At 71.9% G+C, this 14,361-nt stretch carries 13 protein-coding genes; 4 read left to right on the top strand and 9 right to left on the bottom strand.

Going from position 1 to position 14,361, the window contains the following annotated elements:
• Positions 1-39: 39 nt before the first annotated feature.
• Genes ACQSSQ_RS00065 through ACQSSQ_RS00045 form a run of 5 tightly spaced genes read right to left on the bottom strand, consistent with a single transcriptional unit; the run spans position 40 to position 7,034 of the window.
• The gene (locus ACQSSQ_RS00065; RefSeq protein WP_431324984.1) at positions 40-1,443 is read right to left on the bottom strand and encodes an FAD-binding oxidoreductase; all 1,404 of its coding nucleotides are present in this window, start codon (positions 1,441-1,443) and stop codon (positions 40-42) included.
• Positions 1,444-1,493: 50 nt separating this feature from the next.
• Complete coding sequence (locus ACQSSQ_RS00060) at positions 1,494-4,112, bottom strand: ATP-binding protein (protein ID WP_431324983.1); 2,619 nt, start codon at positions 4,110-4,112, stop codon at positions 1,494-1,496.
• Positions 4,113-4,145: 33 nt separating this feature from the next.
• Positions 4,146-4,727, bottom strand: coding sequence for a GNAT family N-acetyltransferase (locus ACQSSQ_RS00055; protein WP_431324982.1), 582 nt, complete (start codon positions 4,725-4,727; stop codon positions 4,146-4,148).
• On the bottom strand, positions 4,660-5,715 hold the full coding sequence (locus ACQSSQ_RS00050; protein ID WP_431324981.1) for an aspartate-semialdehyde dehydrogenase: 1,056 nt from the start codon (positions 5,713-5,715) through the stop codon (positions 4,660-4,662). Before ACQSSQ_RS00050 ends, ACQSSQ_RS00055 begins: the two co-directional genes overlap by 68 nt.
• Positions 5,716-5,732: 17 nt before the next feature.
• Positions 5,733-7,034 (bottom strand): aspartate kinase, encoded by a 1,302-nt coding sequence (locus tag ACQSSQ_RS00045; RefSeq protein WP_431324980.1) that lies wholly within the window; start codon positions 7,032-7,034, stop codon positions 5,733-5,735.
• Positions 7,035-7,217: 183 nt separating this feature from the next.
• On the opposite strand from ACQSSQ_RS00045, the gene gad reads away from it, so the two are divergent.
• Positions 7,218-8,633 carry a glutamate decarboxylase gene (gad, locus tag ACQSSQ_RS00040; RefSeq protein WP_431324979.1) on the top strand — a complete coding sequence of 472 codons (1,416 nt, stop codon included), beginning with the start codon at positions 7,218-7,220 and terminating at the stop codon, positions 8,631-8,633.
• A 128-nt stretch (positions 8,634-8,761) separates the two neighbouring features.
• Entirely contained in the window at positions 8,762-9,145 is a 384-nt protein-coding gene (locus ACQSSQ_RS00035; RefSeq protein ID WP_431324978.1) for a VOC family protein, read from the top strand.
• Here the strand turns inward: ACQSSQ_RS00035 and ACQSSQ_RS00030 are convergent.
• Positions 9,135-9,953 carry a TetR/AcrR family transcriptional regulator gene (locus ACQSSQ_RS00030; protein WP_431324977.1) on the bottom strand — a complete coding sequence of 273 codons (819 nt, stop codon included), beginning with the start codon at positions 9,951-9,953 and terminating at the stop codon, positions 9,135-9,137. The genes ACQSSQ_RS00035 and ACQSSQ_RS00030 overlap by 11 nt on opposite strands.
• Positions 9,954-10,032: 79 nt before the next feature.
• Between ACQSSQ_RS00030 and ACQSSQ_RS00025 the strand changes: the two genes are divergently transcribed.
• On the top strand, positions 10,033-10,974 hold the full coding sequence (locus ACQSSQ_RS00025; protein ID WP_431324976.1) for an ATP-binding cassette domain-containing protein: 942 nt from the start codon (positions 10,033-10,035) through the stop codon (positions 10,972-10,974).
• Entirely contained in the window at positions 10,971-11,762 is a 792-nt protein-coding gene (locus ACQSSQ_RS00020) for an ABC transporter permease (RefSeq protein ID WP_431324975.1), read from the top strand. Before ACQSSQ_RS00025 ends, ACQSSQ_RS00020 begins: the two co-directional genes overlap by 4 nt.
• 49 nt (positions 11,763-11,811) lie before the next feature.
• Here ACQSSQ_RS00020 and ACQSSQ_RS00015 read toward each other — a convergent pair whose 3' ends face one another.
• The 3 genes from ACQSSQ_RS00015 to ACQSSQ_RS00005 form a co-directional block, all read right to left on the bottom strand.
• The gene (locus ACQSSQ_RS00015; RefSeq protein ID WP_431324974.1) at positions 11,812-13,821 is read right to left on the bottom strand and encodes an MDR family MFS transporter; all 2,010 of its coding nucleotides are present in this window, start codon (positions 13,819-13,821) and stop codon (positions 11,812-11,814) included.
• Between the two features lie 64 nt (positions 13,822-13,885).
• Positions 13,886-14,134: a LapA family protein gene (locus tag ACQSSQ_RS00010; protein WP_431324973.1), complete on the bottom strand. Its 249-nt coding sequence runs from the start codon at positions 14,132-14,134 to the stop codon at positions 13,886-13,888.
• A 43-nt stretch (positions 14,135-14,177) separates the two neighbouring features.
• The coding region (locus tag ACQSSQ_RS00005; RefSeq protein WP_431324972.1) for an integrase core domain-containing protein at positions 14,178-14,361 on the bottom strand (184 nt) is incomplete at its 5' end.

Raw genomic sequence — 14,361 nt, 5'->3', positions numbered from 1 at the left:
GATCGTCGCACATCGAGCGGTCCGGCGGCGTCCGGTCGGTCATGCCTCCTGAGACGTTCGCGGCGGAACGTTCTTGTTGAGGCAGAACACGTTGTCGGGGTCGTACCGGTCCTTCACGGCCGTGAGCCGGTCGAAGTTGTCCCGATAGCTCGCCATCACGCGGTCGAGCCCCTCGTCGTCCTGCAGCATGTTCACGTAGGCCCCGCCGGCCGAGTACGGGTGCAGCGCGTCGTGGTACTCGCGCGTCCACCCCCGCACCTTCTCGAAGCCCTCGGCCTCCGGGTCCACGCCGACGATCACCTGGGCGTACCGCGCCTGACGGTGGCTGAAGGCGGTGTCGTTGCGCCCGACGCGTCCGGCAGCGCCGTTGATCGGGTAGAGGTGCATCGTCGACTGGGGCGTGGGGAGCGTCGGCCCGTAGCGCTGGTGCACCGCGAGCGCGTCGTCACCGAGCGCGTCGACGAAGTCGGCCCGCCAGTACCACTGGTGGCCGGGCGGGTACAGCGCGTCGAACGCGCTCTGCAGCGCCGGGAAGGGCATGGTGCCGACACCGTCCATCAGCGGACCCATGTCCCGGAACGGCGCCAGCGCCTCGGCTGCCCGCTCCTCCGGGGCGTTGATGCACCACACCAGCGCCGCGACGACGTGGCCCTGCAGCTCCGCCGGGAACGGGTCCACGGGAGGCACGGTCACGAAGCCGAACCAGCAGCTCACCTCGTCGGGAGCCTCGCCGATCATGGCGTCCCAGGCCTGCATGACCTCGGTGGCGCGGTCGACGTCGAAGAACATCGGCCCTCCGACCACGTCGGCGACCGGGTGCGCACGGAACGTGAACGAGGTCACCGCACCGAAGTTCCCTCCACCGCCCCGCAGCGCCCAGAACAGGTCCGGGTGCCGTTCGGCGTCGGCGGTGACCACCGACCCGTCGGCGAGGACGACGTCGGCCGAGAGGAGGCTGTCGATGGTGAGACCGAACTGGCGCGCCAGGTAGCCGAGGCCGCCGCCGAGCGTCAGTCCGCCGACGCCGGTGGTCGAGATGATCCCGCTGGGCACGGCGAGCCCGAAGGCGTGCGTCGCGTGGTCGACGTCGCCCCAGGTGGCGCCGCCCTCGACGCGGACGACGCGCTCGGCGGGATCGACGTGGACGCTGCGCATCCGCGACAGGTCGACGACCAGCGCGTCGTCCCCGACGGCGAGGCCGCCGGCGTTGTGCGCCCCGCCGCGGACGGCGACCGGGAGTCCGTGCTCGCGTGCGGCCCGTACGGCGGCGACGACGTCGGCGGTGTCCACCGCCCGAGCGATCAGCCGCGGGTGGCGGTCGATGCTCCCGTTGTAGACGGCGCGGGCGTCGTCGTAGGCGGCGTCCCCGGGCTCGATGAGCTCGCCCCGGAACCCGGGGACGTCGATGCGTGCGTTCTGCTGTGTCTCTGTGGTGGTCGTCATGGCGACGACGCTAAGGAGGCGTCCGCGTGCTCCTCGTCGGTGCGGAGCCCCTACGTTCGGCCGCCGACACCCCCACGTTCGCGGTCGCCGACCCCCAGGCGGCGGGCCTCCTCGGCGGCCTCACCGCGCGTCGTCACGCCGAGCTTGGCGAGCACCGCGCTCACGTGGTGCTCGACCGTCTTCGGCGAGACCACCAGCTGCTGGGCGATCGCGGTGTTGGACGCGCCGGCGACGATCAGGGAGAGCACCTCGAGCTGGCGGTCGGTGAGTCCCGACGGGTTGCTGCGTGTGCTCGGTCGGCGCCCGCGCGGCGCCGACGTCACCCCGAGCGCCCGCAGCCGCGCCCGGACGAGGCGCAGCGCCGCCACACCCCCCAGCCCGTCGAGCAGCTCGGCCGCCTCGCGCAGCGCCGCCTCGTCCCCGGCGGAGACCAGCGCGAGCGCCTGCGAGTACGGCTCTCCCAGCTCCTTCCACGCGAGCGCGGCTCCTCGTGGGTCGCCCGCGATCTCCAGCCGGAACGGCGTCGAGCACCCGTCGGGAGGTCGCTCCAGCAGTCCGGCGCGGAAGCGCCAGACGGCGAGCTCGCCGACGTCCCACGGGGTCCCGAGCTCGAGCCCGAGCGCGTACGTCGCGGCCGTGGCCTCTTCGACGCCCCGGTGGTCTCCGGCGAGCCACGCCGCCTCCGCCCGGGCGCACGCGACGGGCCGCAGCCGCTGGAGCTCGGCCGAGCTGGACGCGCGCGCCCAGGCCCGGTCCAGGAGCTCGTCAGCCTCAGGGTCCCCGCGACGGATCGCGAGCAGGGCCTCCGCCTCGAGCGACGGCACCAGAGGCGTCTCGACCTGCGCCACGTCGGCGGCCGCGGCGTCCCAGTCGCCGGTCGCGAGGTCGACGAGCGCGCGCATCGCGTACAGGTAGTCGGCGAAGTTGGAGAGCTCGTTCTCGCGCGCGACGACGAGGGCGTCGTCCATGATCTCCCGCGCTCGCGCGTACTGCCGCTCGTCCTTCAGGAGCCAGGCCGCGTTGACCAGGCCGCGGCACGCCTCGTGCGGGATCCCGTGGTCGGACGCGGCGTCGGCCGCCTCGCGGAGCGTGGCGACACCGCCCTCGAGGTCGGTGCGCGCGACCGTGGTGCCGATGTTGATGCGGGCGTGGACCACGACCTCGTGGTCGCCGTGCGCGGACCCGATCGCGAGCGCGCGCTCGCCGAACGCGACGGCCTCCTCGTCGCGCTGGGCCAGCATCGCGAGCTGGGAGAGGTTGGTCAGCGCCAGCGTGTGCTCGCGCGAGTCCGGGAGGCCGTCGAGGGCGTCCATCGCCTCACGTCCCGCACGCTCGGCCCCCGGCCGGTCTCCCGCCCACCAGCGGATCCGCGACAGCCAGCGCAAGGACTCCGAGGACCGCAGCGGGTCCCCGATGCCCGCCCGGACGCGTACGGCCTCCTCGCGCGCGCTGACCGCGTGCTCGGCCTGACCGGCGAGATAGGCCTCTGACGAGAGCAGGTCCAGCGCATCCGCCCGGGCCCGCGGCGGAAGCAGGTCTCCGTGCTGCAGCGCCCGGGCGAGCAGCTCGACGGACTCCCGGTGCGAGCGGGCACCGGCGGCCTGCTCCCCTGCGGCGATCCCGTGCCGCAGGACCGCGTCCGCGTCGCCGGCCATCCACGCGTGGTGGGCCAGCCGGGCGTGGGAGGCCCCGTGAGCAGCCAGCTGCTGGAGCACGAGGCGGTTCAGGTCGCGGCGCCGCTGGCCGCCCAGCTCCGCCTCGACCGCCCACCGCGCGAGCTCGTGCTGGAAGCGGACGGTGCCGTCGTCCGCGACGAGCAGCCCATGACGTTCGCCCTCGGCGACGTCGGCGTCGGCGCCCAGGCAGGCCTCGACCAGCCACCCTTCGGCGCGGCCCGGCACCACGCTCACGAGCTCGGCCGTCGCGCGGCCCGCCGTCGAGACGCGGGCGAAGCGCCCGAGGACCGCGTCGCGGACGCTGGCCGGGACGCGACCAGGCCCGCCGGAGACGATCTCGGTGACGAAGAAGGGATTCCCCCCGGTCAGCGCGTGCACGGCGTCGGCGTCGGTCGGCGCTCCCGTCAGCCGGCCGACCGCCTCCACAGAGAGGGGTGCGAGGAGCAGGCGGTGCGCCCGTGACGGCGGGATGGCCGCCAGCGCACGCCGCAGCGGATGGTCGGCCGCCACCTCGTCGTCGCGGAAGGTGAGCACCAGCAGCAGCGGCAGCTCCTCGATCCGGCGCGCGAGGACCGTGATCACGTCGAGGGTCGCCTCGTCGGCCCAGTGGACGTCCTCGAGCACGCACACCGTGGGTTCCTCGCGGACGGTCGCGAGCACCGCGCTGGGGGCGTCCACCCCGTCCGCGAGGGCACGGCCCAGGCTGGGCGCGTCGTCGGCGAGCTCCAGGACGGCGCCCAGCGGGCGGGGGACGACGAGGTCGTCGGAGGACCCGACCAGGACCCGTACGTCGTGCCGCGCCGCGCGCGAGGACCCCCGACGGTCCGGGTGGCCCTCAGGGTCGACGGTCTGGGCGAGGAAGCACCGCACCAGGCTGGTCTTGCCGATGCCGGCCTCGCCCTGGATCAGAGCAACGCTCCCGTGGCCACGCTGCAGATCGTCGTACGCCGTCCGCATCTCGGCCAGGGCGCTGCTGCGCTCCAGCAGTCGCATCGCCCCAGTGTCACCCAGGCCGAGGACCGCCCCCTAGGTCTTTGCGGCCAGCAGGGGAAGGACGAACCTGTAGGCCTCGTACGCCGGCCCGTCCGGCCCGAACCAGCGAGCGGGGTAGGAGCCGAGCGGGGTCCATCCGCGGCGGGTGTACACGGCGCGCGCCGCCTCGTTGTGGGCGACCACCTCGAGCGCGAGCGGCCGTCCCGCACCCCGGGCGTACGCCTCGACCGCGTCGAGCAGCATCCGCGCCGCGCCGCTGCCCCGTGCTTCAGGGGAGACGAAGAACCGGGCGAGGGTCAGGACCGCCCCCGGCTCCGCGCCGAGCGCCTCCGCCGAGACGGGGTCGGCACCCGGCTGGAGCGCAGCCTGACCGACCACCGCGCCGTCGAGCTCCGCAACCCACGCGGGGCCGTCGGGCTCGAGCAGCCACCCGGCCTCGACGTGGTCGCCGACGATCGGGTAGCGGTCCTGGGCGTGGACCTGCCCGAGGATCGCGACCAGCGCCGGGACGTCGCCGCTCTCGCGCGGACGGACGACGATCGCCTTGTCAGCGCGCAGCGTCGTGCTTCCGAGCGACGATGAGCTCGGCGATCTGGATCGTGTTGAGCGCCGCACCCTTGCGCAGGTTGTCGTTGCTCACGAAGAGCGCGAGGCCACGGTTGCCGTCGATGCTCGAGTCCTGACGGATCCGGCCCACGAGGCTCGGGTCGACCCCGGCAGCCTGCAGCGGGGTCGGCACGTCGACGAGCTGGACCCCGGGTGCGTCCGCAAGGAGCTCACGCGCACGGTCGGGCGTGAGCGCGTCCGCGAACTCGACGTTGAGCGACAGCGAGTGCCCGGAGAAGACGGGCACACGGACGCAGGTCCCCGAGACGCGCAGCTCAGGGATGCCGAGGATCTTGCGCGACTCGTTGCGGAGCTTCTGCTCCTCGTCCGTCTCCTCGGTGCCGTCGTCCACGATCGAGCCGGCCAGCGGGAGCACGTTGAACGCGATCGGAGCGACGTACTTCTGGGGCTCGGGGAAGTCGAGCGCGGAGCCGTCGTACGTCAGCGCACGCGCGCCCGAGACGACCTTCTCCGCCTGGGTGGCGAGCTCCTCGACGCCGTCGAGCCCGGAGCCGGAGACCGCCTGGTAGGTGCTGGCGACCACGCGGACGAGTCCCGCCTCGTCGTGCAGCGGCTTGAGGACCGGCATCGCGGCCATCGTGGTGCAGTTCGGGTTGGCGATGATGCCCTTGACCGCCTGGTCGATCGCCTCGGGGTTGACCTCCGAGACCACCAGCGGGACCTCGGGGTCCTTGCGCCAGGCCGACGAGTTGTCGATGACGGTCACGCCGGCCTCGGCGAAGCGCGGCGCCTGGACGCGCGACATCGTTGCACCGGCGGAGAACACGGCCACGTCGAGACCCGTCGGGTCGGCGGTCGCCGTGTCCTCGACGACGACGTCCCGCCCAGCGAAGGACAGCGTCTTGCCCGCCGACCGCGCCGAGGCGAAGAACCGGATCTCCTCGATCGGGAAGGCACGCTCCTCGAGGAGGGTGCGCATGACGCCGCCGACCTGTCCGGTCGCGCCGACGACTCCGATCCTCACTCCGTTGGCCATGGGTGGTGCTCCTCTTCCTAGCGGCCGGTGCCGCCGTACACGACGGCCTCGACCTCGCCCGCGTCCAGGTCGAACGCGCGGTGTGCCGCACTCACGGCATCATCGATCTGCTGCTCGTTGACGACAACCGAGATTCTGATCTCGGAGGTCGAGATCATCTCGATGTTGACGCCGGCGTCGGCGATCGCCTTGAAGAAGCGCGCCGAGATGCCCGGGTTGGTGCGCATGCCCGCGCCGATCAGCGAGATCTTGCCGACCCCGTCGTCGTACTGGAGCTGCGCGTAGCCGACCTCGTCCTTGAGCCGCGCCAGCGCCGTCATCGCGGTCTGGCCGTCGGCGCGCGGCAGGGTGAAGGAGATGTCGGTGAGACCGGTCGAGGCGGCCGACACGTTCTGGACGATCATGTCGAGGTTGATCTGCGCGTCCGCGAGCACCTCGAAGATGCGGGCGGCCTCGCCGACCTTGTCGGGGACCCCGACCACGGTGATCTTGGCCTCGCTGCGGTCGTGCGCAACGCCGGAGATGATCGCTTGCTCCATCACGGGGGCCTCCCCATCGCCTGCTGACAGAAGTTCGTTGATCCGTTCCGCGCTCACCACCCAGGTGCCCTCCTTGGAGGAGAACGACGAGCGGACGTGGATCGGCATGTTGTTGCGGCGCGCGTACTCGACGCAGCGCAGGTGCAGGATCTTGGCGCCGTTGGCCGCCATCTCCAGGGTCTCCTCGTACGAGATGACCGGGATGCGGCGGGCGACCGGGACGATCCGCGGGTCGGCGGTGAAGATGCCGTCGACGTCGGTGTAGATCTCGCAGACGTCGGCGTCGAGCGCTGCGGCGAGGGCCACGGCGGTCGTGTCGGAGCCGCCGCGGCCGAGCGTGGTGATGTCCTTGCTGTCCTGCGAGACGCCCTGGAAGCCCGCGACGATCGCGACCGCGTCCTCCTCGATGGCCCTGCGGATGCGGCCCGGCGTGACGTCGATGATCTTGGCGCGGCCGTGCGACGAGTCGGTGATCACGCCGGCCTGGGACCCGGTGAACGACTGGGCCTGCTGGCCGAGGTTGCCGATCGCCATCGCGAGCAGCGCCATCGAGATCCGCTCGCCCGCGGTGAGGAGCATGTCGAGCTCGCGCCCGTCGGGGAGCGGCGACACCTCGTGGGCCAGGTCGAGCAGCTCGTCCGTGGTGTCACCCATGGCGGAGACGACCACGACGACGTCGTGGCCGGCCTTCTTGGTGGCGACGATGCGCTGCGCGACGCGCTTGATGCTGGCGGCGTCGGACACCGACGAGCCGCCGTACTTCTGCACGACTATCCCCACGGACGTTCCTCGTATGCTTCGATGTCGGGTGGCAGGACGCCACGCTGCGCCCACGTCAGTCTAGCCGCGGGTCCCACGGCCCCTCGGCGGCGTCTCGGCGTGCGGGCGGAACGACGTTCTGCTCTGCTGTGCCTGAGCCTGACCACCGCGGACTCCCCCGGCCGCATCGCCAAGGGGAGAACCATGCCTATCCAGCCCGCCGAGCACGCCGCCTACGAGCGCGACCACGCCGCCGCTCGCGACGTCAGCGTCAACCCCCTCTTCGTCCGCGAGGGCGAAGCCACATCCGTCCCCCGCTTCAAGATCCCCGCCGAGCCGCTGCTCCCGGAGACCGCCTACCAGATCGTCCACGACGACGCGATGCTCGACGGCAACGCCCGGCTCAACCTGGCCACGTTCGTCGGCACGTGGATGGACGACCACGCCGGGCGCCTCTACCTCGAGGCCGCGGACAAGAACATGGTCGACAAGGACGAGTACCCCGCGACCGCGGCGGTGGAGACCCGCTGCTGGACGATGCTCGCCGACCTCTGGCACGCCCCCGACCCGCTCAGCGCCATCGGCACCTCGACGATCGGCTCCTCCGAGGCGTGCATGCTCGGCGGTCTCGCGCTCAAGCGCCGGTGGCAGCACGCGCGCAAGGAGGCGGGCAAGCCCGCCGACCGGCCGAACCTCGTGATGTCGAGCGCGGTGCAGGTCTGCTGGGAGAAGTTCTGCAACTACTTCGACGTCGAGGCCCGCTACGTCCCGATCACCGACGACCACCGGTGCCTGGACGGCCACGACCTCGAGCGGTACGTCGACGAGAACACGATCGGCGTCGTCGTCATCATGGGCGTCACCTACACGGGCGTGTACGAGCCGGTCACCGAGGTCGCCGCGGCGCTCGACCGGATCCAGGCCGACACCGGGCTCGACATCCCCATCCACGTCGACGGCGCCTCCGGCGCGATGGTCGCTCCCTTCGTCCAGCCGGACCTCGCGTGGGACTTCCGGGTCGACCGCGTGGCGTCGATCAACACCTCCGGCCACAAGTACGGCCTGGTCTACCCGGGCGTCGGCTGGATCGTCTGGCGCGACACGGCGGCACTGCCGGAGGACCTGGTGTTCCGGGTGAGCTATCTCGGCGGCGACATGCCGACGCTCGCGATCAACTTCTCCCGCCCGGGCGCGCAGGTGCTCCTGCAGTACTACCTGTTCCTCCGCCTGGGCTGGGAGGGCTATCGCGCCGTCCAGCAGACGTGCTCCGACGTGGCGCAGTACCTGTCGGCGGAGATCGCGAAGATGGACGCCTTCGACCTCTGGAACGACGGCAGCGACATCCCCGTGTTCGCGTGGCGGCTGAAGGAGGGGCACACGGAGAACTGGAACCTCTACCACCTCTCCGACCGCCTGCGGATCAAGGGCTGGCTGGTCCCGGCGTACCCGATGCCGGCGGACCTGACCAGCATCACGGTGCAGCGGATCGTCGTCCGCAACGGGCTGAGCCACGCCCTCGCGGCGCACCTGCTCGAGGACATCAAGACCGAGGTCGCCTACCTCGACGGGCTGACGTCGCCGATGCCGACGACCGACCAGCACCCGACGTTCCACCACTGACCTTCCCGCGGATCTCGATCGCGCCCGGCCATCTCGATCGCAATGGGCTGGACCGTACGCCGTCGGCGCGCGCAGTCTGGAAGCACGGCTCGGGCCGTGCTCCGGCTGGACGCTCCGAGGAGGCAACGATGCTCACCGGCACGGCATACACGGCGATGGTCCCCGTACGCGACGTCGCTCGCGCGAAGGACTTCTACGAGAACACCCTGGGCCTGAAGGGCGCCGGGGACACCATGGACGGCGGGTACGCGTTCACGACGGCGGACGGGCACCAGCTCGCCCTGCTCCCGGACCCCGACGGCAGGCCGACCGGCCGCACGATGCTCAGCTTCGAGGTGCCCGACCTCGGCGCCGAGGTGAACGCGCTCGAGGGTGCCGGCGTGGCCTTCGAGGACTACGACACCCCCGGGCTCAAGACGGAGAACCACATCGCCGCGATGGAGGGCGAGTCCGCGGCGTGGTTCAGCGACACCGAGGGCAACATCCTCTGCCTCCACACCGTCACGTCGTAGCGGGATCCTGCCCGGCGTCGAGCTTCGCGGCGCCGGGCTCCTCGGCGCCGGCGCGCGCGATGAGGGCGGCGATGCCGTCGAGCAGGAGGTCGAGACCGAACGAGAACGCGGCCTGGCCCATCTCCTCGTAGCCCGGCTCGCCGACCGCCGGCATCGGCGGCATGCTCGCGGCGAGGCGGGCGAGGTTGGGGAAACGGTCCGGGTCGGCGAGGACACCGATCATGTTCTCGAAGGCGACGACGGGCTTGCCCTCGGCACGCCGCCGGTCGGCCGCGGCCGCCTCCTCCGCCGCCATCCGCGACTCGGCGAGCGAGTAGGCGCTGATCGCCCCGATCGCCTGCAGCTTGTCGTCGTCGCGCAGCGGGGTGTCGGCGAGCGCGTCGAGGCCTCGCTCGATCCACGCGAACGCGCTCGGCCCCATCGGTGGGTTGCTCATCGGCATGTGGGCGAGCCAGGGGTGCTCGGCCAGCATGTCCTGCTGGAGCATCGCCCATGCGCGCATGCGCTCGCGCCAGGTGTCGCCGACGAGCTCGACCTCGTGCGCGACCGATGCGCTCTCGTTCCACATCAGGGAGAGCAGCGCCTCCTTGTTGGCGACGTGGCGGTAGAGCGCCATCGTCGAGAACCCGAGCTGCTTGGCGACGCGCGCCATCGACACCGCATCGAGGCCTTCGGCATCGGCGATCTCGACGGCGGCGGCGACGATCGCGCTCGCGTCGAGCTCGGGACGGGGCCCGCGACGGCCGCCGGGGCGACGCCCCCAGAGCAGGGCGAGCTCGTCGGGGAGCTCCTTCTCGCTGCTGCTCACCGCGCCTCCTCTGGTCCCGTCCGGCTCCGCCACGATACGGCCTTGCCAGGATCTGCGTACGCCGTATACGGTTTAGCGTATGGCATACACAGTAATCGTTGACGACCTCCGGAAGAGCTACGGCTCCACCGAAGTGCTGCGGGGGGTGGACCTCCGGATCGAGACCAGCAGCGTGCTGGGCCTCCTCGGCGCGAACGGCGCCGGCAAGACCACGCTGGTCCGGGCGCTGGCGACCCTGATCGGCATCGACGGCGGACGGGCCGAGGTGGCCGGGCACGACGTGGCGACCGAGCCGCAGGCCGTCCGCCGCGCGATCAGCCTCACCGGCCAGTACGCCGCGGTGGACGAGGTCCTCACCGCGCGGGAGAACCTCGCGATGGTCGCGCGGCTGCGACGGCTCTCCCGGACCGAGACGACCGCGCGCACCGGCGACCTGGTCGAGCGCTTCGGTCTCGGGTCGATCGTGGACCGGCGCGCCTCGACCTACTCCGGCGGCCAGCGTCGGCGGCTCGACCTCGCGATGAGCATGGTGGTCCCCCCGACCCTGCTGTTCCTCGACGAACCGACCACCGGGCTCGACCCTCGTAGCCGCGACCAGGTCTGGGCGACGGTGCGCGAGCTCGCCGACTCCGGCGTCACGGTGCTGCTGACGACCCAGTACCTCGAGGAGGCCGACCAGCTCGCCGACCGCATCGCGGTCCTCGACGGCGGCCGGATCGTCGCCGAGGGGACGCCCGAGGAGCTGAAGACGCAGGTCGCCGGCGAGGTCGTCCGCCTCTCGTACGGCGACGCGTCCACGTACGAGGCCGCGCTCGCCACCGTGCGTACGGCAGGGGTGGCCCCAGACCCCGCGCTCCTCACGATCGACGTCCCCAGCGACGGCACGCCGGAGTCGCTGCGCGCGCTGCTCGACGGTCTCGAGACCGCCGGCGCCTCGCCCCGCCGCGTCGGCATGCACGCACCGAGCCTCGACGACGTCTTCCTCACCCTCACCGCCCCGAAGCAGGAGGCCCTCCGATGAGCACCACCACGACCCGCGCGCGCACGCCCCGGATCAGCGACGTCGTCCTGGACGCGCGCGTGATGATCCGGCGCGGGCTCCTGCGCTCGGCACGCGATCCCGAGGCGTTCTTCACCGCACTGGCGCTGCCGGTCGCGCTGATGCTGCTGTTCGTCTACGTCTTCGGCGGAGCGATGTCGACCGGAGTCGACTACGTCGACTACGTGGTGCCCGGGATCATCCTGCTGTGCGCCGGCTTCGGCGCCGGGACGACGGCGGTCGCCGTGGCCGACGACATGACCAACGGGATCGTCGACCGCTTCCGCTCGATGCCGATCACCGCCGGCGCCGTGATCGTCGGGCACGTGGTCGCCAGCGTCGCCCGCAACGCGATCGCGACCGCGCTCGTCATCGCGGTCGCCCTCCTGATCGGGTGGCGACCGGACGCGACCGCCGTCGAGTGGGTGGGCGCGATCGGGATCCTGGCGGTGTTCGTGCTCGCGATCTCGTGGCTCGCCGCGACCGTCGGTCTGCTTGCACGGAGCAAGGACGCGGCCAACGCGTTCACGATGGTGCTCGCGTTCCTCCCTTACGTCAGCACGGCCTTCGTCCCCGCCGACACGCTCCCGACCGTGCTGCGCGGGTTCGCCGAGCACCAGCCGATGACGCCGGTGATCGAGACGCTGCGCGGTCTGTGGATGGGGACGCCCATGGAGAACCAGGCCTGGTGGGCCCTGGCGTGGTGCGGGCTCATCCTCGTGGTGTCGGCGGTGGCGTCCGCGCGGCTGTTCCGCCGTCGCACCTCCTGACCCCGGGTCATTCCCTGGCGTCTCCGGGTCACCGTCTGGCGTCTCCGGGTCACTCTCGTACGACGGTGGACCGGTCCTCGGCGAGGAGCTGCTCGGTCAGCTGGTCGACCAGCTCCTCGACCTCCGGCTCGCGTCCCCACTCGTCGATGTAGTGCTGCAGGCGCGCCCGCTCGTTCGCGCGGATCGCCTCCGCCGCTGCGTCACCGTCGGCGGTGGCCGTGACCGTGTCGCCGTCGACGGCGACGAACCCGCGGGCGGCCAGGGCCTCGGCCACCCGTCGTACGGCCTCGGGCGACCGTCCGGCGCGCTCGGCCATGGTCGCGATCGACCGGGGGCCCTTGAGCGAGGCGCGGGTGACCATCCAGCACTCCTCTGGCGCGAGCCCGAGATCGAGGTCGCCCGCCAGCGCCTCGTACACGCGCAGCGGGTCCAGCCTCCCCACGCGCCGCCACAGGAGGAGACGCAGCTCCTCGAGCGACGTGCGGCTGGAGGGCAGCGCGAACGAGTGGCCCGCCGACTCGCCGGGCCCGGTACGCCCGGTGACCCGCCGCAGCCGGACCTCGGGGATGAGCCACGTGAGGGCGAACGCGAGCAGCGCGACCGGCACGGCCGCGAGGAACACGATGTGGATCGCGTCGGCGTACCCGTCGAGGAACCAGACCTGCACCTCGGGCGGGCACTGGCCCAGCCCGAGGGCCGAGCCGCGCAGGGCGTCGGCACCGCAGGCGCCGGTCGCGGCCGCCGGGACGTCGCGCGTGAGGGCGTCCTGCAGCGCGCTGGTGAGGACCGCGCCGAACGCCGCGACGCCGACCGAGCTGCCGATCGTGCGGAAGAAGGTCGCGCCGGACGTGGCGGTGCCGAGGTCGCGGTAGTCCACGGCGTTCTGCACGGCGAGCACCAGCACCTGCATGACCATCCCGAGCCCCAGACCGAGCACGAACATGCTGGCCGAGGACTCGAGCGTCGTCGTCTCGCGGTCCATCAGCGACAGGAGGAAGAGGCCGAGCGCGGTGACCCCCGTCCCGACGATCGGGAAGACCTTGTAGTGGCCCGTGCGGGTGATGAGCTGCCCGCTCCCGATCGAGGTCAGGAGCAGGCCGAGCATCATCGGCAGCATCTCCAGGCCGGACTCCGTCGGGGTCGAGCCCTTGATCTGCTGCAGGTACAGCGGCAGGAACGTGATCGCGCCGAACATCGCGAAGCCGATGACGAAGCCCACTGCCGACGTCGTGGTGAAGACCCGGTTCGCGAAGAGGCGGAGCGGGAGGACCGGCTCGGCGGCGCGCTGCTCGACGACGACGAATGCGATCAACGCGACCACCCCGAGCGCGACGCAGCCCCACACCTGCGGCGAGCTCCACTCCCAGGTCGAACCACCCAGGCTGGTGACCAGCACGATCACGGTCGCGACCGTCCCAAGAAGGAGGATTCCCGCGTAGTCGATGCGAGGGTTGCGGTCGGGCCTCGTACGCGGCAGGACCGCCGTGACGACCACGAGCGCCACCGCCCCGAGCGGGAGGTTGATGTAGAACACCCACTCCCACGACAGGTTGTCGACGAAGAAGCCTCCGAGCAGCGGACCCGCGACGCTCGCCACCCCGAACACTGCCCCGAAGGCGCCCTGGTAGCGCCCGCGCTCCCGCGGCGAGACGACGTCGCCGATGATCGCCTGGGAGAGCACCATCAGCCCGCCGCCCCCGACCCCCTGCAGCGCCCGCCACGCGATCAGCTGGCCCATCGTCTGCGACGTCCCCGCGAGGGCGGACCCGGCGAGGAAGATCACGATGCAGAGGATGAACAGGGTCTTGCGCCCGTAGAGGTCGCCGAGCTTGCCCCACAGCATCGTGGTGACGGTCGACGCGAGCATGTACGCCGTGACGACCCACGACAGGTGCTCGGCGCCTCCGAGGTCCTGGACGATCGTCGGCAGCGCGGTCGAGACGATGGTCTGGTCGAGCGCGGCGAGGAGCATCGCGAGCATCAGCCCGCCGAAGATCGTCCAGACCCTCCCCGACGGCAGGCTGTCAGGCTCCGCCACCTCCGGCTCTCGACCTGCCATCGCACTCCCCGTCCGCCCTGGGGCGATTCTCGGTCAGGGCACGGGATGCCGCGCGACGGAGCACCTAGGGCTTGCCGCGTCGCCCCTTCAGCGCCCAGCCGATCGCGACACCGACGAGGAGGACGAGTGCCAGCGTGAACCACAGCGGCGAGGACCACTCGAGGAACAGGAAGCTGATCGTCGTGCCGTCGCGGTTCTGCACGACGAAGACGATCGCCACCACGAGCAGGACCAGCGGGAGCCACCGCTGCTTGAGGAAGGCGACGGCCTTGTCACCGGGTCCTGGTCTCCCCGGCGGTGGAGTCGCGGTCATGCCGGGCAGCGTACCCGGACGCGGGCCGCCTGCGGACGTGCCGCTAGGTGTGATGTCCAGCCAGGTTGTTCAACCTGGTGATGGGTGCGGCTTTGCCGATTGCTGAGTGGGGCCGGTGGTGGTTGTACTCGTGGAGCCATGCTGGCAGGGCGGCGAGGCGGGCTGATTCGGAGTTGTAGAACTTCTTGAAGGCCCAGCCCTCGGCCAGGGTGCGGTGGAAGCGCTCT

The sequence above is a fragment of the Mumia spirodelae genome (assembly GCF_050632745.1).
In the GTDB taxonomy this organism is placed as follows: Bacteria; Actinomycetota; Actinomycetes; order Propionibacteriales; family Nocardioidaceae; genus Mumia.
Note: the sequence above shows the minus strand (reverse complement) of the source record. Positions and strands in the feature narration are given on the sequence as shown.